This is a genomic window from Paenibacillus sp. J31R30 (assembly GCF_059692115.1).
In genome coordinates, this window is record NZ_JCAUAV010000002.1 from 471,226 (window position 1) to 494,407 (window position 23,182).

Genomic DNA, 23,182 nt, shown 5'->3' on the forward strand with positions numbered 1-23,182 from the left:
ACTTGATTATTTTTTCAAAATTGTAGACATGAACGTCGAAACTTCGCTGGATAGCTTACCTAAGGTTGCTCCAAGTGATGAACGGACCCGTAACCCTAGGGATAAAAGGACGAACATTTCTGCTGTTTTGTCCGCATCTACCGTCTCGACGATCACGCCATGCTGCTGCCCTAGCGAGATCCATTGCTTCGAGAACGTCACAGAACGCGCATAGAAATGTTGAAGTACCTCCGCAATAGCTGGATCATCTTCTTTCCCTAACAAGTACTTGAGAATTTTGTTCGTTATTTCATTGGGATCTTCCAAAGCGGCAAGATTGCTCACGATGCTTTGCATGGGTCCATCAAAGGTTGTGGCAGGTTGCTCCGTCTCGTGCAGGAATCTCGCATTGATTTCTTCGAGTCTTTCATGCAGCACCCATGCGTAAATTTCGTCTTTACTTTTGACATAATGAAATATAGCCCCCTTCGAGAGGGAAGACTGCTCCATGATATCCTTCATGGTGATGGCGTGACAGCCTTTTTCCTGCAGCAGTGCCTTCGTTGCTTCAAGTAATTTGCGCGTGGTGATTTCACGACGTTCTTCGTTCTTCATTGGGTTAACCTCCGGAAATGGGGAATGCATCCTTCTCTTTCAATAATACAAACAAACCGTCGGTTTGTAAATAGACTAAATAACGACGAGACAAGATTCAGACAAAGCAAAAAGGCTGTTACCTTTAGGAATTTCTAAAGATAAAGCCTTTGAATGGAGAATACGATGTGAGTGAGCAAGCTATTACATTTTCTGAGTCAAGAACATGCTATAGCTGAAGGTCTGGTTGCGGCCGCGGCGTTTTGCCTCGTATAATGCTTTGTCAGCCATTTGGATCAATGCATTCTTGTCCACGGCGCAAGCAGGATAGGAGGCAATCCCCAACGAAAGCGTGATAGGACGGCCGACTGGACTCAAAGTCTGGTCCATCGTATTGCGAATGCGCTCCGCGACAAGGAGTGACTGTTCCTCTGTTGCGAAAGGTTGTAAAATCATAAACTCCTCGCCGCCAAACCGACAGCAGATATCCCCGCTGCGCACTTCTTTTTGTATCACCCGCGCGAGAAATTGAAGGACTTCATCTCCTTTTGGATGGCCGAATTCGTCGTTTACCGTTTTGAAATGATCAAGATCTAGCATGATAATGCTAAATGATAGCTGCTGATCCAGCCACTGCTGAACGTGATCGTCAATCATACGACGATTTCCAAGTTTGGTGAGCGGATCCGTATTTGCCTCTTGTTCAAACGTTGCAACCCGGTTTTGAAGCAGACTGACCACACGCAGTATTGTTCTATTCAGCGCATTGGCTTCATAGTTCCAATGATGGATGAGAGGTGGAGCCGGAGTAGCAGCTTCATGATCAAATTGCAGCGCATATTCCGATAATCGGGTCAGCGGATCCGATAGTTTCTTCGAAATCCAGAGTACAATCAGGCTGAGAATCAACATGAGCGGTAGTGTATTCGCCATCATGTCCTTGATAAGTTTGCGAGAAGCGATGTGAACGTTGGCCTCGGGTGTTTGTGAGACAAAGCCCCATTTGCTTTCGGATGCAACAGAGAAGCCTGCCAAAAAGGGCACGCCTTTAGAGTTAATCAACGCTTGCTGTCCGCTTTCGCCATCCATCAGCTTTCGAACAACAGGATTGACATCGCCAACGAATTCACCCACCCGTTCAGGAAACGGAGAGTAAATGATTTGACCTTTCGCATCGACGGCGTAAAAATAGGATCCATTTTCACTAATTTCGTTAACTCCGAAAATTTGTTGGATGACATTCGTATCATGCAGGTAAATGTTCCCGCCTAGCATTCCTTTGTAATTGCCATTGTCATCAAAAAGAGGTTGATTAATAAAAATAACTAATCGATTGGTGCTTGAGGTGAACGCATCCGACACCATAGGCTGCTTAGATTCAAGGGCCTTTACTCCAGCAGGAGCGAGCACTCTTGGGAATACTTTGATCAAGTCGCGGGGGGAAGTCAGCTTAACTGTCCCATCAGGATCAACTAGAATAAGAGAGTTGAAATAATTGTTCGAGCTGCGGAATGTATCCATATAATACTGTTTCTCTTCATCGTCTGGAAGACGCTTCAAGACATCCACCGATAAGGCGAGGTTACTTTTCATGGATTTGAACAGGGAATCTGCTGTATCGCTAAGCTTTTCGGCGTTAATCTTGTTAAGCTCGAGCATATTGTTGACAATCGATTGTTTTTGAGCACTATAGCTAGACCACGTACTTACCGCAAATGTCATGATCATAGCGAACAGCACAATGAAGCTTACAATATAGGTCAATTTAATGCCCTTAAAAGGTATATGCATAATGATTCCCTCTATCGTAGTAGTGTTTTGGCTGAGAAATGAACGGGACAAATGGACTGTTAGAACTAATACCACAGACAAAATTCGACAAATTCTTTTCATTTTCCTTTCTTTAACGAGATAAGAAAGGCAATAACATGAAAAAATCCCGGCCATAAAAATTTGGGAAAAGGAAATTGTTTTTCATTATGTAAAATGTTTCAAGACGTATGTCAGAATGGGATAGGTCTTTCTATTTGCCGAGTGTTTCACCTTTAAAGTTTAAATCGTTTTCAAAATAATTGTCTGTAAAGATGAAAATTCCGATTCAAGCGTAATGCGGCCCCGTCGCCCAGATGCCTGGTGTCAGGTGTGCGGAGAGCTTAGGGTTGGACGTTCACCATGGCAGCTTTTTCTTTTTTCACTTTTTCAAAAAAATAAGGCAATCTCTTAAGTCTTTTTAGACTCTTGAGATTGCCTTTTAGTAAATGATTTAATTGTCTCTCGCTTCTTGCAGCTCTTTCACAATTTGCGGGAATTGCTTATCTAATTTATAGAAGTAAAGAATGATCGCCATAAGCACGCTAATAATGATTGGCAAATAGATGTACATGAACAGGATGGAAGAACGTGCAGATTCACTGATATGCTCTTGACCTCCGACATACCCTCCGAATGCGAGCAACCAGCCGACTAAAGCCGCGCCAAGCCCGCTGCCAGCCTTGGAACCGAAGCTTCCAGCGCTATATACGAGGCCTTCTGTTCGCATGCCTGTTTTCCATTCGCCATACTCGACAGTGTCAGCCAGCATGGCGAACATCGTTGCGGCCAAGGGAACGCCGCCGAGCGCTTTGATCACAGAAGCGATGATCACAATCGTCAGATTGGTAGGGTCAATGATCGTAATCGCAGCACCCACTATGGAGATGAGTAAGCCCATAATAGCGGAGTTGCGTTTACCGAACTTTTTAATAATCGGAGCAACGAGCAGTAGTCCAAGCACCAAAGGAACAAAGGATATGAGGCCCAGAATGGACATTAAACTGGCATCTCCAAGAATATATTGCGCGTAATAAATATTAACGGCTGTGCTGACAGAGGTCATGATGAAGCTAAGAATCAAGAAGACAACGAGCAATGCCCAGTACTTGTTGCGCAAGAGCGCTTTCAGGGATTGGCTTAGCGGTACAACTTCTTGGACAACTGCGGGCTTCACACGTTCTTTCGTTGTACGGAAAGTTATCAGGAAAAGTATCGTCGCAAGAACACCATACATAACGAAGGTCATCGTCCAACCGTGCTTGCCTCCTCCAAAACCATCAACGATCGGAACGGTAAGTGTTGAAACCAAGACAGCGCCAATAATCGCCATGAACATGCGGAAAATGTTAAGCAACGTTCGATCATAAGGATCCTGCGTGATCAGAGAATTGAGAACGCCATATGGCACATTCGCGCCTGAATAAATCACATTAATTAAAAAGTAGGTAACATAAGCGTAAATGAGTGCTCCTGTAGGGCCTAAATCTGGAGCTGAGAATAGTAAGACGCCCGATATGCCGAACGGAATGGCAAGCCAAAGCAACCAGGGACGAGCTTTGCCGTGCATGCTTCTTGTTTTATCGACTAACACACCGACGCCAATGTCTACGAAAGCATCAAAGAAACGGGCAAGCAATAACAACGTACCTACGGCTGCTGCTGAGAAGCCAACGATATCTGTATAATAGAAGGTTAGAAATGTCGCGGCTGATGTCCATATCAGATTACTAGCCAAATCCCCAACGCCATAGCCCAGCTTCTCAGAAAACCTAATTTTCGTTTGTTCCATAGTTGGACCCCTCGCTTCTATGATTAGTTTTGTCCGTTAAGTTGGAGGAGTAAATGTTCCACCATCTCGTCTGAGAATGCACCTTGGCTGAATGAAATGAGGTTGCGAAGCGGCATGGAAATGAGTGCGGCTTGCATGATTTTGGCCATTTTCTCATCACCTTCCGAGATTCCCATGGAGGCTTGGAAGTTCTGCGTGAGTGCTTGCATCATAGGTGCGGCAACCGGATTTCTCATGAGATCACCAAGCAAAGAGTTACGCGTGTACGTTTGGCGGAGCACCACTGTTGAATTCACTAGAATCGTAATTCGTTGTGCAATTTGTCTTGAAGATCCGCCGATGAGAATCTCGAACTCGCCGCTCTCGACGTGCCAATCCTTCAGCTCGGTGTTGTAATAAGCAAAGGAACGCTTATCAAGTGTAAAAGAGATAGTCGTTTGTTCGCCTGGTTCGAGCGCTACCTTAGCGAAGTCTTTCAATTCTTTGTCGGGTCTTGTTACGGAACTTTCGATGTCCTTTACATACAGCTGAATGATTTCCTTCCCCGCGCAAGATCCGGTGTTTGAAACGGTAACTTGCACGTCCAAGGTATCTGTATCAAGCAACTCTGCGCGGTTCACGGTAATATTAGAATATTCGAAAGTTGTGTAACTAAGCCCATGTCCAAAAGGGAAAAGAGGGGCCATTTTTTTCGTATCATAATAGCGATAGCCGACAAAGATGCCTTCTCTGTATTCCACGCGATCACCCTCGCCAGGGAAATGAAGGAAGGATGGATTATCTTCCAGCTTCATAGGGAATGTTTCTGCCAGCTTGCCGCTAGGATTGGCATTCCCGAACAGGACATCAGCAATTGCGCGGCCAACTCCTTGTCCGCCTAGGTAAGCCTCAATGATCCCGGCAACTTGCGGGGCCCAAGACATTTCCAGCGATGAGCCGTTCATTAGGACGACAACGACGTTGTTGTGTACAGCCGCGACGGCTTCAATAATCTGTTGTTGGTTCTTAGGCAGCTTCAAGTGTGCACGGTCGGCCAACTCAGATTCGAAGCCATCTGGTAATCCGGCGAAAATAAGGGTGACCTCCGCCGCTTGCGCCGCCAATTTTGGCTTCTTCAATTATGCAGTGGTCGACCTCTTCGTTGTCCAACGCATATCCAGGAACATAAGTGATCGAATCTGGCTGCGAAGACTGGCTTGAATGGAACCTATTTATCTTCCCTTTTCAAAAAGGAAACCGGTGTGACGATCAGTACCTTTATTCAACAAGAGAAAGTGGAAGAAGCCAAGAAACTACTGGATTTCACAAGTGAATCGGTCTCCACGATTGCGACCCGTCTGAACTATTATGATCAGACTCATTTCATCAAGTCGTTCAAGAAAGTTGCCGGTGTGACGCCGAAGCAGTATCGAGATCATAAGCGGGAGAAAAGCTGAGGATCAGGTAAAACGTATATGAAAGAACCCCAACGTCAGAGACATAGGGGTTCTTGCTGTTGATCTTACCAAAACCTAACGATGTTCAACCAAATCAATCGCTCCCAGAATCACATGAGCAACTCCAAAGCCTAGGACGCCGACACCAAGAAGCTTATACTTGCTTTTTAGCATGGTAGCACCAGATGCAGAAACGACAGTCCCCAGAACAGCGGGTATCAATCCCTCGCGCATGAACATCACTCCTCCAAGTAAGTTGGGTTAGGCAAGACATCGCATAGTTTGCTTCAAAGATAGTTTCATATGCAGATCGATCATGTCTGGGATATTTTGTGATTGGGAAAGATAGAAGATATCGTTAAGTTAGGCCTTATGTAATTAAAAAATATGATGGAGAAAAAGCGTATGAGGGTAGTACTGGTTATCATTTGGGCGTTAATTCTCATTGTTTGTCTATGTAATTTCAATCTGGGACAGCTTGTACGTAATCATGTCCTGTACTTCGATGTTGATCGAAATCCTGATTTCTCCGAGATGCTCAGACTTTTCGACATCAGAAGTATTCATTCTCATTGGGTGATCGTAAAAATAGGACATTTCCTAGGATTCGGGATGATGTATTTACTACTACTCAATCTATTGCAGAACATGAAGTCGTCGATTGTCATATCCATCTTGTTTGCTGGAGCAACAGAAGTTCTCCAATTGTATTTCCATCGGGATGGCAGGCTGTATGACATGGCAATTGATTCCGTTGGCGTATTATTTACGAGCTTTTTCAGTTCGAGGATTTATGAGTATACCGATCATAGGAATGATAAAATGTCGCTCAAGTGAGCGGCATTTTTTTGTGGATGCACACATAGTGCCTTAAGACGAATTCGTTGGGAGCTCGGCAAGAAGCGCTTCGAACCATGCCTTGGCAAAAGTATGCGATCGGATGCCATAATCAAGCGTTTTGATTTGGTACGCAAGAATGTCAGCATAGGGAGCTGGAACTTGTACGTGCTGGAGCCCTTCGTCCATTTGCTTTAGTTCAAACTCTACTTTCTCAATCTGTACGATGATTTGCTGGAGTACGGCACGCTTTTCTTGGGCGGAATCGACTAATCCCAAAAAGAACACTTTAGCTAACGCTGTGGATTCCAATCTGCTAGCTGGTATTTCCGCGCCCATCCAAGCATAGAAGGCTTCTTTTCCCTTGGCGGAAATGACATACACTTTTTTGTTTCGTCCCCGCTCGACTTGCTCCTCATAACCAATATCTCCTTGTTGAAGGAGCTTCTTTAAAGCTGTTTGTAAGCTGCCATAACTGGCGCTATAGAACAAGGCGATTCCTTGTTGGAACGCTTTGTTGAGCTCATAGACCGTTTGATTCTTCAAAATCAATAAACCGAGAATGACAAATTCCAAGCGGCGACACCCCTTATTATTCGCGTTGACGTACGACTTGTCCTTACACTACGATTAGTTATATTACTAATAGTAACATTGGACCGTTAGCGAACACAATTCATTCTTGGGAGGTTCCTTATGGCGATGTTTGTTCGGAAATCTTGGAGTAATGAGGAAGCAACAAGGCATCTCAATGGGTACTTCACGCGAATTCTTAAGAGCAGCCGCCATCAAACTGGCTTACAAGTGTTGATTGAAAGCGGCGGATTTGCATATCACTACGCAGTAGGTGAAATATCAGCAAGGAATGGCGCTGCGATCTCACTCAATCAGCCTTTTCATACGGCAAGCATTGGGAAAGTTTTTACAGCTGTGCTACTAATGAAACTGGCGGAGAGTGGCCGTATCTCGCTGGATGATTCTGTTGCTGACTATTTGCCGCCGTCTGAGCTGAGGAAGCTCTTCGTGTATCGAGATGTGGACTATGCGGGGAAAGTGACGATCAAGCAGCTGCTGGATCACACCTCGGGTTTGTCTGATTATTTTGAAGATCCGGTTATACGTAAGCCTACGTTTATGCAACGAATCGTTGCCAATCCCAATGAATGGTGGACGCCTGCAGCATTGATCGAATTCACACGGGAAAATCAAACTAGCCTAGGACCTCCAGGCGCGCGCTTTCACTACTCCGATACAGGCTATATCCTGCTGGGGCAGATCATTGAGCGTGTCACGGGCTTTTCTTTTAGCGATAACCTGCATAATGAGCTATTCAGCCCACTGCAAATGAACGATTCCTATTTGATGTATGATTCTGAGCCGAAGCATACACCCGCGGAACCGATTCAAGATATTTGGTTGAACAAGGTGGAAATCAGCCGATTTCCAAGCTTAAGCTGCGATTGGGCGGGGGGAGGCATCGTGCGACGCCGCATGATCTCCTGCTTTTTCAAAAAGCACTCCTACATGGAACATGCGTTAATGCCGCATCGCTTCAGGCAATGACAACTTTCACACACAAATTCCGAAATGGCATCCATTATGGATTAGGGATGATGGAACTCCATTTCGAGGAATTTTTCTTCTTGCTCAGGGGGTTACCAAGGCTCCAGGGACATAGCGGGATTCTGGGAACGCATATGTTCAGCGATCCGGATACCGATACGCATATCGTCATGAATTTTGGCTCCAGTACGGCGATTATTAGGAGCTTCAAAGCCTTGATTGAGGTGGTGACCACGTTGAAAAGGATGGGGTTGTTGGGGTAATGGATGGGTCAAAAGGATTGCACGAGGTTGGTTGGAGATGAAGGGGACCATTCATCAACTAGGTGAATATCATGGACCAACATGATAATTGGAGGTCCATCTATGATTCCGATGTATCCGTACTACAGCCAAGAAACGAAATGCAAGCAGGTGCCTGTTACGTTCCCACCCCAACATCAAGACCGACAGCCTGGACTCGAATATTTGATGAACCCGATTCCTATATCCGATAACCCTGCATACAAGGGAAGCGGGAAAATGTCGGGTAAAGTTGCCATCCTAACAGGTGGTGACAGTGGGATTGGTCGTGCAGTTGCCATTGGATTCGCCAAAGAGGGCGCAGACGTAGCGATTGTCTATTTGTACGAACGTGAAGATGCCGTCGCGACCAAATCGATGGTGGAGCAATACGGCGGACGTTGTCTGTTGATTGAAGGCGATCTCCGCCAACCGGAGTTCTCAACTGAAATCGTCCAAAAAACGTTGGCGTGTTATGGGAAAATCAACGTTTTAGTTTTAAACCAAGGTGTCCAGTTCCCTCAGAAGAGCATCATGGACATCACGAACGAACAGCTGGAGGATACGTATCGTACCAACATTTTTCCTCACTTTTATTTGACGAAAGCAGCACTTCCTCATCTCCACCCTGGAAGCTCTATCATCAGTACGGCATCAGTTACCGCCTACGCGGGAGCTCCGCTATTGGTTGATTATTCATCAACGAAAGGAGCTATCGTATCCTTTACTCGCTCGTTGTCCCTGCAACTAGTAGAGCGCGGAATACGAGTGAACGCGGTGGCACCAGGTCCCATATGGACGCCATTAATCGTTTCCAGCTATTCAGCTGAATATGTGAAAACCTTCGGATTAGAAACGCCTATGAAGCGCGCTGGTCAGCCGTTCGAACTGGCTCCGACTTATATTTATCTAGCTTCGGACGACTCCTCTTTCGTTACAGGTCAAGTTCTGCATGTGAATGGCGGCATCATGACAGAGACCTAACAACGACAACCCTCATGATTTCATGGGGGTTCGGAGTGAACTATTTTTATGGAAGTTTCCAGCCTGTTGCGCTTCTTCTCGGTAAGTCTTGGGAGATTTTAAAGATAGTCTTCTGAATACTTTATTGAAAAAACTCAAATCCTCAAAGCCCACTTGCTCTGCAATTGTGGCTATTTTGTCATCCGTGCGGACAAGCAGATCCTGCGCGACAAGTATCCGAATTTGGTTGCGGTACTCGACGAATGTTTGACCGAAATGGGACTTGAACTTCATCGAAAATGTGGATAGGCTCATCCCGCATAACGCACTCATTTGTTCCAGACTTAGCGGACTAGCATAGTGAATGGATATAAATTTGGCCATATCCTCAAACAAATCATGAACATCCTGCAACGGTGGCCAAGGAGGATGAACGTGGCTTGCATAGCGTCGGCTCAGGTCGATTAGCAGCTCAATCAGCCTGTTTTTGATGATAATACGATAGCCCATTTCCTTGTGATGAAACTCTCGCAACAATCGGTCGAGATGCAGAACGATCTCCAGATGCTCATGATGACTTAAGGTAAGTCTTGTCTGGAAATCCGTATAGTTACGAAAAAATGGCTCGATGTAGAAAAAGTCTAAGAAAGATGTCTCCTTGGACAACGTCCCAATCTCCGAATTAAGTACGGACGTTTGGAAAAGAACATTGTAGACGACCAACGGGCCGTTACTCGCTTCATAAGCATGCGGCACGTTCGGTTCGATCACGAAGACGTCTCCCTTCGCAATATCGTAAGTCTGTCCGCGATACGTATGCTTCCCAACACCTTCACTTACATAGACGAATTCCACAAACTGATGCGCATGTAGCGGAATGATCTCCCCTGCTTCAAACGCATAGCGAGCGGTGTAGAAGGGGAAGTCCTTGCTCTCCAGCCACATCTCATCTGTATAGAATAATGTAGTTGCTTCCACCTCGCAGAATCACCTCATTGAAATACAAAATCGACCAAGAATGAACATCATGAAACCCTTTACAATTGTAATTAGCAAGGGCTTACTTTTATTCTCACATGGAAAAGAGGATTTGACAATGACACAAGCTTTCCCTATAGAAACTTTCGAATCGGAGTCGTTTAAAAATCAACTTGGCGGCTACTGGATGCGGGCCGCCGACCAGATCCAGACGTTGAATAGACTCGTCTTTCTAGAATGGGCGTCCTCCCGCGTCGTTGCTGGTTGGGTTCCCGCGGCTCCAGAGCTCGCGTGGAAGTGCGAAATGTCGCACATCATGTGGCATCAAATGACATTCGCTGAGCAGTTACTCACTCGCAAAGAAGAACTATCTAGCAACCGTAAGGTGGCGATTCCGTCTGCCGCGCTGGAAGAATTGTTACAGAACGTTTCGCGGGCAGATACGTTCTTTGCTTTCATGGCGGGCTGGTTCCTAGAGCTGAACCGTTCCATGGTGGATGCTTATGAACGGTTGCTGGATGGGCTGGATCCGATTTTCGATGCGCCGACCATTGAGCTGCTCGAGGACATCATCCCCAAAAAGCGGAAACATAACGATTGGGCACGGTTGATCGTCCATGAAGCTGTGAAGCAGCCAGAAATGCTGCTTAGTGTCGAACGGTTTCGAGCTTATGCCAAAGATGCGCTCAAGCACATCGGCAGCGTCGACGAGACACAGGTGGAAGCCATAGGAAATACGCCCCCGGCGTTCCCGATTGCCGAACCGTTAGGACCAGCGCCTCGTAAGCGCGTCAAGCCTAACAAGGTGAAGACGACGGCCGAGTTTATTCCACCTAATGAAGTCGCTGACAACTTGAAAATTTTCATGTGGCATTATATGACGGAAATACAAGTTGTTGATCCGATGTGCTATGTGTTCTAAGGGCTTTCGGATATGCCTTTTGAATTTTACTGCGACTTCAGCCGTCATATATGGGATGAAACTCGCCATCATCAAATGGGCGTGCGACGCTTGCAACAGATGGGCTATGATACGAACGAGTTCGCTATTCCGTATGGAGAAGATGCCATCAGCGAGTTCGAGAATTATTACTCAGAGCTGTCGATGGTCGGAGAGACCTGTTCCTTCACGAGAAAGAAGAAATCGATGGAATCGTACTATGAGAAAGGCGACATTCTGTCCGGGATGACAGCAGAAATCGATATTATCGATGAACGAACTCACGTTAAGTTTGGTAAAAAATGGATACCTATCATGCATAAGAACAAATCTGGGCAGGAGCAGAGTCTAGACGAAATTATCCGAGAGATTATGAATCGTTGGATAGACCAGGACCAGTCTGGGCTCGGCAGCCTGCAGGGTAATCCCGAACTCGCCAAGATGCCGGAGGAGGAGAAGCGCAGTATCAAGCATTTTGCCTTCTGCGGGAAGATTGAATTTAAAGATTTGAATTTTGACCGGTTGTAAGGCAACCTAATACTTGGAATGGAAAAGAAGCTAGGTGGCGTGTTTGCGCTTAGCTTCTTTGTTTTATACGCAAAGGGTGACCCTAGTCTACGTAATTAGTCCCAGAAGCCGGCATAAATTATACAAATAATAAACGCCGCGTAACTGTTCCTGATTGATTCTGTCTAGGAATAGTAGGGATTGCTGTGCGATCCTTTTGGCGTGTTCAACATCATTCGGATCCATGTCTGCGATGGCTTGTTTTAGTCCGATCAGATCAAGCGAATAGACGGCAGGTCGCAAGGTGCGGAGCAGCAGGATTTTGTGTAATTGGGAAGGATTATATCTCCGATAGCCATTCTGTGGATCGCGTGACGAAGTGATGAGACCGACTTGTTCCCAGTGTCGAAGTGTAGAGCGCGGGAGGGAAGTTTTCTCTGAGACTTCACCAATGGTCATCCAGTGGATCATGTCATGGGTATCAAATAAGCTAGGCTTTTGTGATTCTAAGATTTGAATATTCGTTTCAGCCAACTGTGTATCTCGATGCAGGTTAACTTGCAGCCCATTCACGATTCGGAGCGCGGATGCAAGCTCTTTATTTTGTATGTGTCGTAAAACGCTAACTGTCGCGTCCATCCCAAAGCCTGGTGCCATGGCATGAATACAGGCAAAGTAAGCCTCATGCTCATCGGTGTAAAGTCGATAGCCTTTGGATGACCGTGTGGAGGCTGGAATGAGACCTTTATTTTCATAATTTCGCAAGGTACTCGTGCTGATGTTAAGTTTATTTGCGATATCAATGGGTCTAATGGTCAAAGGCTCACCTCATCTACACATTCTTCTAAGATTAAAGCAGAGTTATAAGGTTTATTCTATATTATTTTAATTGAAAAGGGGGAAAATCAATAAACTTTAGAATTAGCTTGAATGTTGTATGATGAATATATAAGAACAACTAGAAGTTCGCTAAGGAGGTATGCACGGTCAGATGTTAAATCAAGAATTCGATCGGCAAGTCGAGAACTTGCTTCATAAAGGGTATCCTCAGCTAGTTGGTTTAAGCGAGGAGGAATTTCGTAAAGCATTGGAACCGCTAAAGAGTAAAATCTATGAAATGAATTATGTCCATTTAGAATGGCAAGAAGATAAAGTTCCTTTTGTCATTGTGATAAAGCGAGAGTGGGTACATGGCGAACTAGCGATACAACGCGTGGAGCGAGAAGGGAAGAAGGGGTTCAGCGTCATGGATATGGAGGAAATCACTAGCTTTCAACCCATTGAAGGGATTCAGCTTCCAGAGGGAATGGCTTATGTGATGGTGGATATCGATATGGGGAAAGGAACACGCAACGTAACTCCTAACGCAGCACTTACCTTCATAACGCAAGATAACCGTTCTCCGCTTACCCTAGAAGAGGGAATAAGCCTAGTTACCCATTTTCCTGATATTTTGCAGAAAAATAATGGCTTCTCGCTGCTCGGCTCTCGTTGTGGTGACCGTAGAGTCACTGCGTTATGGATTAGTGACAGAAAGCCGAAGCTAGGGTGGTGTTGGGCGGGTAACCCGCACACATGGCTAGGCTCGGCTTCCTGTGGAAGTAGAATAGGCGGGTAACCATTAAACGATTTTCAATATCTTGCCATCTTGCGTGCACAGGTACAACTCGCCAGTTGCGTCCGTCCCGAAGGAAGCAATGTGCTGGCCGGATTCGAGTAAGGTTTTATTTTTGACAGTGCCGTCACTAAGTTGAGACAATGCCCAAATGGTACCCGAACCATAATCCGCATACACATACCAGCCTTTCAGATCTGGCAGCTTTGAGCCCCTGTACACATAGCCTCCGGTTACGGAGACACCTTGATCACGACCATAGGTAAAAATAGGTTGCTCTAAGCCGGATTTATTGCAGCCAACCTTTGGTTCGTAGCACTCGAATCCTTCTTGAATGCGCCAGCCGTAGTTTTTGCCTTTTTCCACGATATCTATTTCTTCGAACTTGTTTTGGCCAACATCTGCCGCCCAGAGCTTGCCAGTAACGGTATCAAAACTGAATCGCCAAGGATTCCGCAGTCCATAGGCATAGATTTCCTTAGCTCCTTTGGTAATAAACGGATTGTCAGCGGGGATGGCATAGAGGAGCCCGTTTGCTTGTTTGTCTACGTCGATACGTAATATTTTGCCCAGTAAAGATTGCAAGTTCTGGCTGTTATTCTGGGGATCGCCGCTGCTGCCTCCATCACCCGTTGCTATGTATAAATAGCCATCCGGCCCGAATGCTAATTGTCCACCATTGTGGTTAGGGTATGGCTGCTTAATCGTTAACAGCACTTGTTCACTCTTCGGATCCAGAAGCGAAGGGTTCGTGGTATCAGCTTCATATCGCGCGATTATCGTATGCGTCTCCGTTGTGTAGTTCACATAAGCCTGATTCGGATGCTTCGGGTGGAAGGCTAATCCAAGCAGACCCTGCTCGTTTCCACTGTCGTTGACGCGACCGGTAATATCTAAAATGAGTGTCGGTTTTTCCTTCGGCTTGTTGATATTCACGCTCATGATCCGACCCGGCTGCTCGACAATATACAACAGATCCGGGTTGCCAACACGATGCTCAAGCCCAACGGGGCGCTCGAAGGTAGACGGTTCGAACATATTGCTTAGTGAAATGCCGTTCGTTGTTGTAGAGGAAGAAGGCTCTGTATCCTTCGACCAAAAGCAAGCTGTAAGGATAACCAGCAGGAATAGACTCATTGAAACAAGGCTATAACGCTTCATCATTAACATCCTCCTTTACAAGTTTAACTTATAGGAATGCTTGGCAGCTATCATTCGAGATTTTTCGCCAGCAATGCTATACTAGAAAGAAAAAAGGGAGCTTACACATGAAAGATTCGCATAAAGCAGTATGGCTCAAGAGAAAGCAACTCGGTCGTTCCAAATATTTAGTAATGTTCGGAATCGTTCCATGGGGAATTGGAGCAGCGCTCCTAACGACCCTTTTTGAATTCATATTTTTACAATCTATTAATCCGGTTTGGATTCCGATTCGACTGCTCGTTTTCGCGTTCGTCGGCTTTTTCGTTGCTAACGGACGTTGGATGACCATGGAAAACCGTTTTGAAACGCCTGCTCCGAGACGACCGTAAGGTCGTTTTTTCTTTTAATTAACCATTTGGTGTAAACCAAATTTCCCTGAAATCAATCCACCCTAAATCATTGATCGTCACACCTTTGATCGAATCGTGGTAGGTCGTTTGTTGCGAGCGATGAAGGACGAACAGGAACGACTTCTCCGCTTGAAGCTCAGCAATCAAGGCATGCAAACCCGCAATTCGCTCATCGAGACTAGGATTACTAAGAATCCCCTCCATTTTCAAATCTACCCATGGCAACCGCTCTCTATTCAAATGCGCACGAACATAGCTGTTACTTTGTTTCAATATCTGAATAATATGAAGGTCATAATTGCTTTCCATGCAAATGTGATAAAAAATAAGATCCGCTTCATCAATCGTGTTCAGTTGCATCATATCGGATTCACTCCGAATCGTGATCTCGATGGGGATCCCAATCTGTGCACACTGCCGACAAATCCACATGGCATCCTCGTTATTATTCCGATAGACATACATGTGAAGTGTTTCGCCATTGTAGCCCATTTCATCCAGCAGACGCTTCGCCTCAGCTATATCCGTTCTAGACTTTGCAAGTGGATCCATACTAGGCAAAAAGCTGCTCGCAGGTGCTTCTCGAAAACCGCCAAGCACTTTAATCATAAGCTCGCGATCAATGACGAGATCAACGGCTTTGCGGAAGTTGGCATGGCATTGCGGCCCTCTTTTATTCCGATTAAACGTCAACAAGCTGCAGCCCATAATCGTCTGTTCGATCTGATGCCATTCCGATTCTTTGTCAATCGCTCCAACAGGATTATGCGAATTCGATCCCCCTCGAAACACTTGAACCTTATCCCAGCTAGGCGTCGCTTCTTTCAGATCAGAGGGCAAGAGCCAAATTTCAATGAGATCCATATGCGGTCGCACGCCAAAATAGTGATCAAATGCACGCAGCTTACAAATGTAATCATCGTTACGTTCCAGCCTGAACGGACCTGTGCCAATGGGCATTCGACCAAAAATAGATTCATTATCCCGGCAAATTTCTTCAGGGACAATGGCCATAGAGATATGCGCAAGCTGCTGAAGAAACAGCACATTAGGCTGACTTAACTCGATAGCTACTGCACTTCGATTCAGTACCGTAATCGACTCAATACTCTCAGTCATCCAGCCTTGCGTGGCGGCCTGACCCAGCTTCCGTAATCGCGATAGGGAGTAGCTGACATCATGCGCTGTCATCTCTCTGCCGTGATGGAACAGCACGCCTTTTCGCAAATAAAAAGTATAATGCAATCCATCTTCGCTGATTTCCCAGTAGTGTGCAAGATGCGGCTCGATCACCTTCGTTTGCGAATTATAACGTATGAGGGTATCGAAAATTTGGCTAACCAGATGAAAATCAAAGGCAAAGAAAGATTGGGCGGGATCCAGCGTTACTAGCCATTTGTACACTGGAACGCGCAGTGTATCCTTGAAACGCTCCTCGTGTTCAACCGTCCGATAGCCAAAAAAGCTGAACAACCACTCGATGAAGGAGTCTTGTAACGCTTCTCCTTTACCTAGTTGATGAATCAGCTCGATCGTGCCTAAATAATCCCCCCGACTTGCAAGCGCCATTGCTTGTTTCGAGATCATATCTTCTGATGAGACCAAAAAAGTAAGCTCGGAAATATTTCCTCTTCCTCGACCTGGTTTCCAGGAAATCCAATTTTGATCACTCATTTTTTTCAATAAAATCTTCACATTTCGTGTTGAGCAATATAATCTTTCCGCTAATTCTTCCAGCGTTATTGGCTGCGGCTTATGCTCAACACCATGCTCAAAACCCGCACGAAGCTCCAAAAAATGAGTCAGTAGCTGCATCTTCAACGTCCTTTCTATAAGAAAACCTTCTATCGAACGAGGATGCCCGACCGCGTTTTAAAGGTTGTTTTTATCGCCAATAAGAATTTGTTGTTCCGAGACTTGGAAACTTATAAATTCTTATGTGGTAAAAGGGGAAATCATTGAAGTGAATTATACTCTTTTTGTTCCCCTTATTCCAGCGTAAACTAAGGGTATCAGGAAAAGAAAGGAAAGTGAACCTCATATGCAACCAACAGACCTCTATGTATCAGAGAAATTAATGGAGTGGCAGCAGCAAGATCTGGAAAGCCAATCCCGCGAACATTGGAAATGGAAATCCGTTCGCAAAAGAAAAGTCTACGTGCTTCTAACTAGCTTGTTTTTCTGGATTTAATACGTTTTCTTATTGCAACTACCACGACAACCAGAATGAGCGCACACAGTATACCAACTCCGTCGACGACCACATCGATTCCGTGCCCCGTTCGGTCTTTCACGAACGACTGATGCCATTCATCCGTCATTGCGTAAAGCAATGAAATCAGGAAGGAGCTGATCAAAGCTATGTTCATTCTGACAGGTTTCGCTAGTAAGGCTATCGACCAAAGCAGGGCAAGCACAGCGTATTCGCTAACGTGCCCTGCTTTTCTTATGAAGAATTCGATCAAATTGATGGGGTCTTGCCATGAAACCACCTGTTGATCGTAAGTAAACTTCACTTTGGGGATATGCTCTTTCAACTTTTCGGTGGAAAATTTCGATTCCAAATATGGCTTCAAGCTCTGCTGCTGATAAGGCTCGGCAGACTTCATATAGATGAAAGCCATCCAAAGAATCGCTGCAACTAGGAACACGTAGAATACCGTCTTCGATCGTGTTAACTTCGGCATAACGGCCCCTTTCACTCACGGATTCAATTTTTTGCGAATACTGAACAAGGCAAAGAATTCAATAACCATTAAATTCACTGCGGATACGCCATAGAAAGCCATCCCGAACATCATTTGGAACTTATCTGTTGTCACCGATTTCCACCAAAAGACGGCCAATAGGGTAAGTACAATATTCAATGCCGTCGTGATCCAAAACGAAAAACCTAAGCGGTTCGTTTTCCGCATCAAAAGAACACCAATGACAAACGGCACCACAAAAGCGACACCTAAGAAAACCCAATACAATACTGCGTTTGACACTTCTTCGTCACTCCTAAACGATCTACTAGTTTATAGTACTAGGTTAGCATGAAAATACGCACGAAAACAACGTTTGTGCGCCTATTGCTACAGAAACGACAAACGATTGAATGGGAATATTTGCAAAATTAAAAACTGAAGGGGCAGGTATTGCCTGACTACGTATATTCATGTATAATACAAAAAGTCGACGTTGTAAGCGACATCACGGGGCCTTAGCTCAGCTGGGAGAGCGCATCGCTGGCAGCGATGAGGTCAGGGGTTCGATCCCCCTAGGCTCCATACAATAAAAACCACGATCCTTTGGGATCGTGGTTTTTTGTATGGAAACGGGGAGAGAACCCCTCAGGGTTCGTACGCACGGAAGGAGCGATAGCGGAGGAGCACGGCGTCTGAATCCACCGCTAAAAGTCATCTTCGAGTAAGCATCGTCAACTATTAAAATCAGCATTCGGATATCCCTTGGTTTTTGGGACGGTATAATGGCATCCCCGAGGCCACATGATTTGTTCGAAGTCCTTTAGACCACTATCCCATTAACTCAGGATTAGTTGGGGGGGCGGATCGCGCGGACGGAGCGTCAGCGTCTGTATCTACGTTTTTTAAGTCCGCATCGAGGTTGCCTCATGCACAACTCTTTACCCCACTTGATACAAACTTATAACGTAAATGAAAAGTGCCCTTTTTTGTTAATTTGCCTCAATGTCCTTGAGTACGTATCGTTATTTTGATAAAATAACGTTATATTGACGGGAGGAGAATTAACATGCCCACTATTCGACCAAGCTCAGATCTAAGAAATCATTACAACGAGATATCGGAGTTATGCCATAAATATGATGAACCTGTCTACATTACGAAGAATGGCCAAGGTGATCTGGCTGTAATGAGTATTGAAACGTACGAAAAAATAGTTGGAAAATTCGAACTGTATAAGTTGCTGGATGAAGGCATGGATGCATTGAAGAAGCAGAAGATACGACCTTTTCGTGATGCACTTGCAGACATCGAGAAAGGAATTCAGGAGTGAGCCTAAAATATCTTTTAGTGATCACTGAACTGGCAGAAGCGGATTTGCGAGACATCGCTGACTATATCGCAAACGAATTATTGGACCCGACGACTGCAAGAATAATGATTGGCAGAATCGCTGAGGCTACTTTTCAATTGGAGCAAATGCCTTTTAGAAACGGATTAGTTCGCGATGAACGATTGGCATCGAAAGGCATTCGACATTTAATTGTGGACTCGTACATCGTGTTCTATGTTATCTCGGAAAAAGAAGAAACCGTTACAATTATTAGGATTCTTTACGGAAAGAGGCACTGGAGTAGCTTGCTCTAAGCTTTTTGGTAGTGAATCCACCTGACTCGGTAGAGCGCATCGCTGGCAGCGATGAGGTCATGGGTTAGATCCCCTTAGGCTCCATACAATAAAAACCACGATCCTTTGGGATCGTGGTTTTTCTATGGAATCAAGAGGGGGAGAGAACCCCTCAGGTTCGCCCGCGCGGACGGAGCGAAGAGGGCCTTCAAGCTATAAATAGTGCATCGTGATCTCACTTCTGACTAAAAATCTTGCATTAATACCCGTCTGCCCAATTCCCTTAGATATGTAATAAGCCCCGTATTGATTTTTATGTAGACCCTTATATATCCCCATACGAGGCAATTTACCCGAGTCTTTCATTTTAAACAAAAATGGAATATTAAATTGTTTGCCATGTAGATGTCCAGCCATTAAATATTCGTAGTGCTGGTTTAGATGTAGAACGATGTTAGGATCATGCGTAATAATGACTTTAGTTCTAATTGGATCAACATGTTGAAACGATGTTTCTATGTTGCTCTTACCTGAATCAAAATCATCAATTCCAATTAATTCGATTTGATCTAAATGTACCGATTCATTTCTTAATACATGTAATCCATGCTTCCTTAATAGATGTATTAAATCCATGACATTTTTTTGCTGATAATCATGGTTGCCGAGTACGCAATATATAGGGACATTACTAATAGTCATAGCTCTTAGATACTTTTCTAGTTTGGAGAGCTTTTTACGATGTTTGGTAAAATCACCTGTAATAAATATAAAATTTGGTTTTTCATCATTGATAATAGTGGCTATTTTTGTTGGACTTATTCTTAACCGTTCTACATGCAAGTCACTAATCTGTAGGATTTTTAAATTTAAATCCAGAGGATATGTAACTCTTTCAATTTTTAGCCATTGTGTAGGTAAGATAAAAGTAATATAAAACAAGAGTAGTAGAATCACTATGTATAAATAGAACACATTCACCATTCTCCTCACATAGAAGATTCATTTTGTTGAAGTAATATGTATTCTAGATAAATCTGGAATATCCCTTTTATGAGTTAGCTAAACAGATATATCTAGGATTTTCAGAGTCACTTACTAAGCGTAATTCTTTAATTCAGGCTTTTTATGCATCCGGCATGGAAAAAGGAGTTTTTAATCCAGGCATGAATGCGTTGTTGCTTCATACACAAGATCAAACAATGTTATCCGTCATCGTTAATCCCAGGTTCTTGTTCACTCATCATTTATCACCTTCTCAAGTTATGAGGGACTATTTGCAATTGCGTATTCTAGGAATCCTACTACCTGAACATCAGCATCTGGTTAATCTTGAAAAAGTAGAGGCACAAATCAATCATCTTGACGAGAAGTTTCGACGAGTTTTATGGGTAAATTCATAAATGCGATCCTTCGGGATCGTGTTTTTTGTATGGATCGTGGTGGTGAGAACGGCAGCAAATGCCGTTTTTTTTCTTAGCGTGCAACATCGTACAAACTCTTAAGCTTTGCTCCCCATATCCTAATAGAAAGCGAGTAAGGGAGGAGTTTGCGATTAGCAAAATAAGAGTCATCGCGACGATCCAAGTGGGGAGCACACCGTCGGATATCGCATTAAACAAACGGACGAATATGTTATATGTGCCGAATAACGGAAGCAGCAGTTTATCCGTGATCAGCAGCCGATCGAATCGCGTGATTGCGACAATCGAAGGGCTCAATGGGGCAGTAGCCGCGGCTGTCAACCCGCGAACGAATCAGGTTTATGTTGCCAGCTTGTCAGGTAAGCTTTTCATCATTGACGGTAAGAAGAATAAGCTGACTCATACTTTCGACGTAGGAGGGGGCTTCGCTTCCATCGCGGTCAATATCAAGTCGAATAAGGTGTACGCGGCTAATCTTGATAGAAATTCGGTCACGGTCATTAGTGGCAATAAGAAGAAAGTTGTTGCAACAGTCGGGGTAGGGCAGCAGAACCCGAGCTTCGCCGCTCCTCATACGGTAGCGGTCAATCCGTTCACGAATCGTATTTATATCCTGAATCCAGGAGAAGATACCGCTACCGTTATCAACGGCCGCACGAATCGCGTGATAGCCACGATCAAAGTCGGGCAGGGACCGTCTTCGCTCGCTTTTAATTTGCGCACGAATCGTCTATACATCGCGATCGCAGAGAATAAAAGCGTCTCTATCGTTAATGGGCGAACGAACAAGATAATCAAGACCATTCCTAATGTTGGCGATATCGACACGTTCGCGGTTAATCCTGAAACGAACCGCGTTTATGCGCCGGATGATACGACGCAGAGCTTTAAAATCACCGTCATTTCGGGGAAAACCAATACAATCATCGGCACAATCACTGATGGCGAGTCGCCGCGCATTCCAGTCGTCAACAGCAAGCTGAATCGCATCTACGTCGCAACTGCGGGGGAGGAAACTCCGCCAAGCAGAGCAAGTGTCATTAATGGAGCGAATAACAAAATCATGAAAGCGAACCTCCCTCTCGGGCTAGGCGTATCGGCAGGCGTTGCCAACGAGAACAACAATCGTGTCTACTTTGCCAACGGGGCTGGAGATACGATAACCGTTCTTTCGGGATAGTTCCATAAAGTAAGAAAGCCTTTAAACACGAGGAGTTGTGTGTGTTTAAAGGCTTTTTCTTTGACTGTTAATCGCCTAATGAAGGAGGTTTCCAGCAAATGTATTATAATAATTGCTTTACAGGACACCTAATGGTGTTATATTATGAAATAGGACACTTAATGGTGTCGTATAATAAATAAATGAAAAAGGATGAGGATTTCACATGTATATTCTAACCATTGTCATTCAAAGTTGGCTGTTATTCTCCATGGGGTTCTTTGGCGGAAGCAAGATTGCAGGAGCTAAGCATCAGATTGATTTGTTTGATTCAATTAAGCTTCCTCAATGGTTCCGCGTCATCACGGGCTACGTTCAAATTCTTGGATGCGTAGGACTCATTATCGGCTACTGGTATCCAGTGATTGCCGCATGGGCCGGGATATTGATTGGTATTATGATGCTATTGGCGTGCCTGTCACATCTGAGAGTGAAACATCCGATCGGCAAAATGATACCGGCCTTATTAAATCTCGTGATAGCTATTGCAGTCGTATTATTATTTGCAGACGAATTGCCTCATCTTTTTGGGTAAGTTCTTATCGTGAAACACCTATTAAATTCTGAAATTAACGGTTGTCCCTTGGTAATAATATCTTAGGGGGGGTGTTGTGAGCGAGAACAACCAGTTGCGGGATGTGTATGACGCGATCGCTGATCCAACTAGACGTCGACTTATTCGTCTGTTAGCAGAGGCTGAGGAGATACCCCTTCATGAGTTAACGGCTCAGTTTCAAATGGGTCGTACCGCGGTATCCAAGCATTTGACAATCCTGAAAGAGGCTGGTCTGGTACTTGATCGAAAAGTCGGCAGAGAAACGCGATATAGGCTTAACGCCACTCCACTCAGAGAAGTTCAAGATTGGGTGGCTATCTATAGTAGATTATGGAATACGAATATGTTTCGCTTGAACCAACTATTAGAGGAGGAAGAAGAATGAGTTTAACATTATCTTTAGATTTTGAATTCACGACATCGATCGAGAAGCTATGGTCCGCATTAACCGAATCCAACAAACTAGCCAAGTGGATCATGGCGAATGATTTTAAAGCCGAAGTAGGTCATCGTTTTCAGTTTCGCACACAGGCAACGGAATACTGGAATGGCGTTATTGAGGGCGAAGTGCTTCTCGTAGACGCACCTAACCGGTTGTCCTACACGTTTGCCGGTGGAGAGGTTCACACAGTTACTTGGACGCTGCAGGATTTAGGGGAGGGGAAAGTGAACCTTCATCTCGAACAAACAGGCATCTCCAATGCACAGGCACTGGGAGGCGCTAAGTATGGCTGGACGAACTGGACTGGCGAGCTGCAAAAATTGCTGGAACAATAATCGTATTCGATATTACTAAGACAAATTTCTTTAAACTCCCTGATTC

Annotated in this window: 29 protein-coding genes and 2 tRNA genes; 18 read left to right on the top strand and 13 right to left on the bottom strand. The window is 44.8% G+C overall.

Annotation, left to right across the window (positions count from 1 at the left end; genetic code table 11):
• Nucleotides 1–6: 6 nt before the first annotated feature.
• The 4 genes from AC58QO_RS08020 to AC58QO_RS08035 form a co-directional block, all read right to left on the bottom strand.
• Nucleotides 7–594 (bottom strand): TetR/AcrR family transcriptional regulator, encoded by a 588-nt coding sequence (locus AC58QO_RS08020; protein ID WP_497264777.1) that lies wholly within the window; start codon nucleotides 592–594, stop codon nucleotides 7–9.
• Between the two features lie 183 nt (nucleotides 595–777).
• Nucleotides 778–2,364, bottom strand: coding sequence for a sensor domain-containing diguanylate cyclase (locus AC58QO_RS08025; protein ID WP_497264778.1), 1,587 nt, complete (start codon nucleotides 2,362–2,364; stop codon nucleotides 778–780).
• 472 nt (nucleotides 2,365–2,836) lie between these two features.
• Complete coding sequence (locus AC58QO_RS08030; RefSeq protein ID WP_497264779.1) at nucleotides 2,837–4,174, bottom strand: MFS transporter; 1,338 nt, start codon at nucleotides 4,172–4,174, stop codon at nucleotides 2,837–2,839.
• 23 nt (nucleotides 4,175–4,197) lie between these two features.
• Nucleotides 4,198–5,292 (bottom strand): glycoside hydrolase family 3 C-terminal domain-containing protein, encoded by a 1,095-nt coding sequence (locus AC58QO_RS08035; RefSeq protein ID WP_497264780.1) that lies wholly within the window; start codon nucleotides 5,290–5,292, stop codon nucleotides 4,198–4,200.
• 78 nt (nucleotides 5,293–5,370) lie between these two features.
• Here AC58QO_RS08035 and AC58QO_RS08040 point away from each other — a divergent pair, with 78 nt between their 5' ends.
• Nucleotides 5,371–5,610 carry a helix-turn-helix domain-containing protein gene (locus tag AC58QO_RS08040; protein ID WP_497264781.1) on the top strand — a complete coding sequence of 80 codons (240 nt, stop codon included), beginning with the start codon at nucleotides 5,371–5,373 and terminating at the stop codon, nucleotides 5,608–5,610.
• A 75-nt stretch (nucleotides 5,611–5,685) separates the two neighbouring features.
• On the opposite strand, the gene AC58QO_RS08045 is transcribed toward AC58QO_RS08040, so the two are convergent.
• Nucleotides 5,686–5,844 carry a hypothetical protein gene (locus AC58QO_RS08045; protein WP_056616564.1) on the bottom strand — a complete coding sequence of 53 codons (159 nt, stop codon included), beginning with the start codon at nucleotides 5,842–5,844 and terminating at the stop codon, nucleotides 5,686–5,688.
• 171 nt (nucleotides 5,845–6,015) lie between these two features.
• Between AC58QO_RS08045 and AC58QO_RS08050 the strand changes: the two genes are divergently transcribed.
• Entirely contained in the window at nucleotides 6,016–6,447 is a 432-nt protein-coding gene (locus tag AC58QO_RS08050) for a VanZ family protein (RefSeq protein WP_497264782.1), read from the top strand.
• Between the two features lie 33 nt (nucleotides 6,448–6,480).
• Here the strand turns inward: AC58QO_RS08050 and AC58QO_RS08055 are convergent, their stop codons facing one another.
• Nucleotides 6,481–7,023 (bottom strand): helix-turn-helix transcriptional regulator, encoded by a 543-nt coding sequence (locus tag AC58QO_RS08055; RefSeq protein WP_497264783.1) that lies wholly within the window; start codon nucleotides 7,021–7,023, stop codon nucleotides 6,481–6,483.
• 120 nt (nucleotides 7,024–7,143) lie between these two features.
• Here AC58QO_RS08055 and AC58QO_RS08060 point away from each other — a divergent pair, with 120 nt between their 5' ends.
• The 3 genes from AC58QO_RS08060 (at nucleotide 7,144) to AC58QO_RS08070 (ending at nucleotide 9,275) form a co-directional block, all read left to right on the top strand.
• On the top strand, nucleotides 7,144–8,010 hold the full coding sequence (locus AC58QO_RS08060; RefSeq protein WP_497264784.1) for a serine hydrolase domain-containing protein: 867 nt from the start codon (nucleotides 7,144–7,146) through the stop codon (nucleotides 8,008–8,010).
• An 80-nt stretch (nucleotides 8,011–8,090) separates the two neighbouring features.
• A complete protein-coding gene (locus AC58QO_RS08065) occupies nucleotides 8,091–8,273 on the top strand; it encodes a hypothetical protein (protein WP_497264785.1) in 183 nt (60 codons plus the stop codon).
• A gap of 102 nt (nucleotides 8,274–8,375) precedes the next feature.
• Nucleotides 8,376–9,275, top strand: a complete 900-nt coding sequence (locus AC58QO_RS08070; protein ID WP_497264786.1) for an SDR family oxidoreductase — start codon at nucleotides 8,376–8,378, stop codon at nucleotides 9,273–9,275.
• 12 nt (nucleotides 9,276–9,287) lie between these two features.
• On the opposite strand, the gene AC58QO_RS08075 is transcribed toward AC58QO_RS08070, so the two are convergent.
• Nucleotides 9,288–10,232 carry a helix-turn-helix domain-containing protein gene (locus AC58QO_RS08075; protein ID WP_497264787.1) on the bottom strand — a complete coding sequence of 315 codons (945 nt, stop codon included), beginning with the start codon at nucleotides 10,230–10,232 and terminating at the stop codon, nucleotides 9,288–9,290.
• A 118-nt stretch (nucleotides 10,233–10,350) separates the two neighbouring features.
• On the opposite strand from AC58QO_RS08075, the gene AC58QO_RS08080 reads away from it, so the two are divergent.
• A complete protein-coding gene (locus tag AC58QO_RS08080; RefSeq protein ID WP_497264788.1) occupies nucleotides 10,351–11,154 on the top strand; it encodes a hypothetical protein in 804 nt (267 codons plus the stop codon).
• Between the two features lie 12 nt (nucleotides 11,155–11,166).
• Nucleotides 11,167–11,700: a hypothetical protein gene (locus tag AC58QO_RS08085; RefSeq protein ID WP_497264789.1), complete on the top strand. Its 534-nt coding sequence runs from the start codon at nucleotides 11,167–11,169 to the stop codon at nucleotides 11,698–11,700.
• A gap of 87 nt (nucleotides 11,701–11,787) precedes the next feature.
• Here the strand turns inward: AC58QO_RS08085 and AC58QO_RS08090 are convergent, their stop codons facing one another.
• On the bottom strand, nucleotides 11,788–12,498 hold the full coding sequence (locus tag AC58QO_RS08090) for a MerR family DNA-binding transcriptional regulator (RefSeq protein ID WP_497264790.1): 711 nt from the start codon (nucleotides 12,496–12,498) through the stop codon (nucleotides 11,788–11,790).
• Between the two features lie 172 nt (nucleotides 12,499–12,670).
• On the opposite strand from AC58QO_RS08090, the gene AC58QO_RS08095 reads away from it, so the two are divergent.
• Nucleotides 12,671–13,297, top strand: a complete 627-nt coding sequence (locus AC58QO_RS08095) for a DUF5701 family protein (protein WP_497264792.1) — start codon at nucleotides 12,671–12,673, stop codon at nucleotides 13,295–13,297.
• Between the two features lie 3 nt (nucleotides 13,298–13,300).
• Here the strand turns inward: AC58QO_RS08095 and AC58QO_RS08100 are convergent, their stop codons facing one another.
• On the bottom strand, nucleotides 13,301–14,458 hold the full coding sequence (locus tag AC58QO_RS08100; RefSeq protein WP_497264793.1) for a PQQ-dependent sugar dehydrogenase: 1,158 nt from the start codon (nucleotides 14,456–14,458) through the stop codon (nucleotides 13,301–13,303).
• Between the two features lie 104 nt (nucleotides 14,459–14,562).
• Between AC58QO_RS08100 and AC58QO_RS08105 the strand changes: the two genes are divergently transcribed.
• Nucleotides 14,563–14,826, top strand: a complete 264-nt coding sequence (locus AC58QO_RS08105; RefSeq protein ID WP_497264794.1) for a hypothetical protein — start codon at nucleotides 14,563–14,565, stop codon at nucleotides 14,824–14,826.
• An 18-nt stretch (nucleotides 14,827–14,844) separates the two neighbouring features.
• Here the strand turns inward: AC58QO_RS08105 and AC58QO_RS08110 are convergent, their stop codons facing one another.
• A complete protein-coding gene (locus tag AC58QO_RS08110; protein WP_497264795.1) occupies nucleotides 14,845–16,662 on the bottom strand; it encodes an ABC transporter substrate-binding protein in 1,818 nt (605 codons plus the stop codon).
• Nucleotides 16,663–16,888: 226 nt separating this feature from the next.
• Between AC58QO_RS08110 and AC58QO_RS08115 the strand changes: the two genes are divergently transcribed.
• The gene (locus AC58QO_RS08115) at nucleotides 16,889–17,038 is read left to right on the top strand and encodes a hypothetical protein (protein WP_497264796.1); all 150 of its coding nucleotides are present in this window, start codon (nucleotides 16,889–16,891) and stop codon (nucleotides 17,036–17,038) included.
• Here the strand turns inward: AC58QO_RS08115 and AC58QO_RS08120 are convergent.
• Together AC58QO_RS08120 and AC58QO_RS08125 are read right to left on the bottom strand one after the other, a co-directional pair.
• Nucleotides 17,016–17,534 (bottom strand): VanZ family protein, encoded by a 519-nt coding sequence (locus tag AC58QO_RS08120; RefSeq protein WP_497264797.1) that lies wholly within the window; start codon nucleotides 17,532–17,534, stop codon nucleotides 17,016–17,018. The genes AC58QO_RS08115 and AC58QO_RS08120 overlap by 23 nt on opposite strands.
• 15 nt (nucleotides 17,535–17,549) lie before the next feature.
• Nucleotides 17,550–17,837 (bottom strand): hypothetical protein, encoded by a 288-nt coding sequence (locus AC58QO_RS08125; RefSeq protein ID WP_497250983.1) that lies wholly within the window; start codon nucleotides 17,835–17,837, stop codon nucleotides 17,550–17,552.
• Nucleotides 17,838–18,046: 209 nt separating this feature from the next.
• Between AC58QO_RS08125 and AC58QO_RS08130 the strand changes: the two genes are divergently transcribed.
• The 4 genes from AC58QO_RS08130 (at nucleotide 18,047) to AC58QO_RS08145 (ending at nucleotide 19,265) form a co-directional block, all read left to right on the top strand.
• Nucleotides 18,047–18,119, top strand: a tRNA-Ala gene (locus AC58QO_RS08130).
• A 484-nt stretch (nucleotides 18,120–18,603) separates the two neighbouring features.
• The gene (locus AC58QO_RS08135; protein WP_497264798.1) at nucleotides 18,604–18,867 is read left to right on the top strand and encodes a type II toxin-antitoxin system Phd/YefM family antitoxin; all 264 of its coding nucleotides are present in this window, start codon (nucleotides 18,604–18,606) and stop codon (nucleotides 18,865–18,867) included.
• A complete protein-coding gene (locus tag AC58QO_RS08140; RefSeq protein ID WP_497264799.1) occupies nucleotides 18,864–19,181 on the top strand; it encodes a type II toxin-antitoxin system RelE/ParE family toxin in 318 nt (105 codons plus the stop codon). Before AC58QO_RS08135 ends, AC58QO_RS08140 begins: the two co-directional genes overlap by 4 nt.
• Nucleotides 19,168–19,265 (top strand) — tRNA-Ala (locus AC58QO_RS08145). Before AC58QO_RS08140 ends, AC58QO_RS08145 begins: the two co-directional genes overlap by 14 nt.
• A 108-nt stretch (nucleotides 19,266–19,373) precedes the next feature.
• On the opposite strand, the gene AC58QO_RS08150 is transcribed toward AC58QO_RS08145, so the two are convergent.
• Nucleotides 19,374–20,135 carry a metallophosphoesterase gene (locus AC58QO_RS08150; protein ID WP_497264800.1) on the bottom strand — a complete coding sequence of 254 codons (762 nt, stop codon included), beginning with the start codon at nucleotides 20,133–20,135 and terminating at the stop codon, nucleotides 19,374–19,376.
• A gap of 486 nt (nucleotides 20,136–20,621) precedes the next feature.
• Between AC58QO_RS08150 and AC58QO_RS08155 the strand changes: the two genes are divergently transcribed.
• The 4 genes from AC58QO_RS08155 to AC58QO_RS08170 all read left to right on the top strand — a co-directional run bounded on the left by AC58QO_RS08155 (nucleotide 20,622) and on the right by AC58QO_RS08170 (nucleotide 23,136).
• Nucleotides 20,622–21,764 carry a hypothetical protein gene (locus AC58QO_RS08155; RefSeq protein WP_497264801.1) on the top strand — a complete coding sequence of 381 codons (1,143 nt, stop codon included), beginning with the start codon at nucleotides 20,622–20,624 and terminating at the stop codon, nucleotides 21,762–21,764.
• Between the two features lie 205 nt (nucleotides 21,765–21,969).
• Complete coding sequence (locus AC58QO_RS08160) at nucleotides 21,970–22,338, top strand: DoxX family protein (RefSeq protein ID WP_497264802.1); 369 nt, start codon at nucleotides 21,970–21,972, stop codon at nucleotides 22,336–22,338.
• Nucleotides 22,339–22,414: 76 nt separating this feature from the next.
• On the top strand, nucleotides 22,415–22,744 hold the full coding sequence (locus tag AC58QO_RS08165) for an ArsR/SmtB family transcription factor (RefSeq protein ID WP_497264803.1): 330 nt from the start codon (nucleotides 22,415–22,417) through the stop codon (nucleotides 22,742–22,744).
• Nucleotides 22,741–23,136, top strand: a complete 396-nt coding sequence (locus AC58QO_RS08170; protein WP_497264804.1) for an SRPBCC family protein — start codon at nucleotides 22,741–22,743, stop codon at nucleotides 23,134–23,136. The genes AC58QO_RS08165 and AC58QO_RS08170 overlap by 4 nt, the downstream gene beginning before the upstream one ends.
• Nucleotides 23,137–23,182: the final 46 nt, after the last annotated feature.

What these genes read in the sequence shown, in the direction of transcription:
- AC58QO_RS08120 (WP_497264797.1), bottom strand. Translation starts at nt 17,534, where the DNA reads ATGCCGAAGTTAACACGATCGAAGACGGTATTCTACGTGTTCCTAGTT.
- AC58QO_RS08110 (WP_497264795.1), bottom strand. Translation starts at nt 16,662, where the DNA reads ATGCAGCTACTGACTCATTTTTTGGAGCTTCGTGCGGGTTTTGAGCAT.
- AC58QO_RS08045 (WP_056616564.1), bottom strand. Translation starts at nt 5,844, where the DNA reads ATGCGCGAGGGATTGATACCCGCTGTTCTGGGGACTGTCGTTTCTGCA.
- AC58QO_RS08135 (WP_497264798.1), top strand. Translation starts at nt 18,604, where the DNA reads ATGCCCACTATTCGACCAAGCTCAGATCTAAGAAATCATTACAACGAG.
- AC58QO_RS08095 (WP_497264792.1), top strand. Translation starts at nt 12,671, where the DNA reads ATGTTAAATCAAGAATTCGATCGGCAAGTCGAGAACTTGCTTCATAAA.
- AC58QO_RS08030 (WP_497264779.1), bottom strand. Translation starts at nt 4,174, where the DNA reads ATGGAACAAACGAAAATTAGGTTTTCTGAGAAGCTGGGCTATGGCGTT.
- AC58QO_RS08050 (WP_497264782.1), top strand. Translation starts at nt 6,016, where the DNA reads ATGAGGGTAGTACTGGTTATCATTTGGGCGTTAATTCTCATTGTTTGT.
- AC58QO_RS08105 (WP_497264794.1), top strand. Translation starts at nt 14,563, where the DNA reads ATGAAAGATTCGCATAAAGCAGTATGGCTCAAGAGAAAGCAACTCGGT.
- AC58QO_RS08155 (WP_497264801.1), top strand. Translation starts at nt 20,622, where the DNA reads ATGCCGTTTTTTTTCTTAGCGTGCAACATCGTACAAACTCTTAAGCTT.
- AC58QO_RS08020 (WP_497264777.1), bottom strand. Translation starts at nt 594, where the DNA reads ATGAAGAACGAAGAACGTCGTGAAATCACCACGCGCAAATTACTTGAA.
- AC58QO_RS08160 (WP_497264802.1), top strand. Translation starts at nt 21,970, where the DNA reads ATGTATATTCTAACCATTGTCATTCAAAGTTGGCTGTTATTCTCCATG.
- AC58QO_RS08170 (WP_497264804.1), top strand. Translation starts at nt 22,741, where the DNA reads ATGAGTTTAACATTATCTTTAGATTTTGAATTCACGACATCGATCGAG.
- AC58QO_RS08115 (WP_497264796.1), top strand. Translation starts at nt 16,889, where the DNA reads ATGCAACCAACAGACCTCTATGTATCAGAGAAATTAATGGAGTGGCAG.
- AC58QO_RS08085 (WP_497264789.1), top strand. Translation starts at nt 11,167, where the DNA reads ATGCCTTTTGAATTTTACTGCGACTTCAGCCGTCATATATGGGATGAA.
- AC58QO_RS08060 (WP_497264784.1), top strand. Translation starts at nt 7,144, where the DNA reads ATGGCGATGTTTGTTCGGAAATCTTGGAGTAATGAGGAAGCAACAAGG.
- AC58QO_RS08080 (WP_497264788.1), top strand. Translation starts at nt 10,351, where the DNA reads ATGACACAAGCTTTCCCTATAGAAACTTTCGAATCGGAGTCGTTTAAA.
- AC58QO_RS08070 (WP_497264786.1), top strand. Translation starts at nt 8,376, where the DNA reads ATGATTCCGATGTATCCGTACTACAGCCAAGAAACGAAATGCAAGCAG.
- AC58QO_RS08025 (WP_497264778.1), bottom strand. Translation starts at nt 2,364, where the DNA reads ATGCATATACCTTTTAAGGGCATTAAATTGACCTATATTGTAAGCTTC.
- AC58QO_RS08100 (WP_497264793.1), bottom strand. Translation starts at nt 14,458, where the DNA reads ATGATGAAGCGTTATAGCCTTGTTTCAATGAGTCTATTCCTGCTGGTT.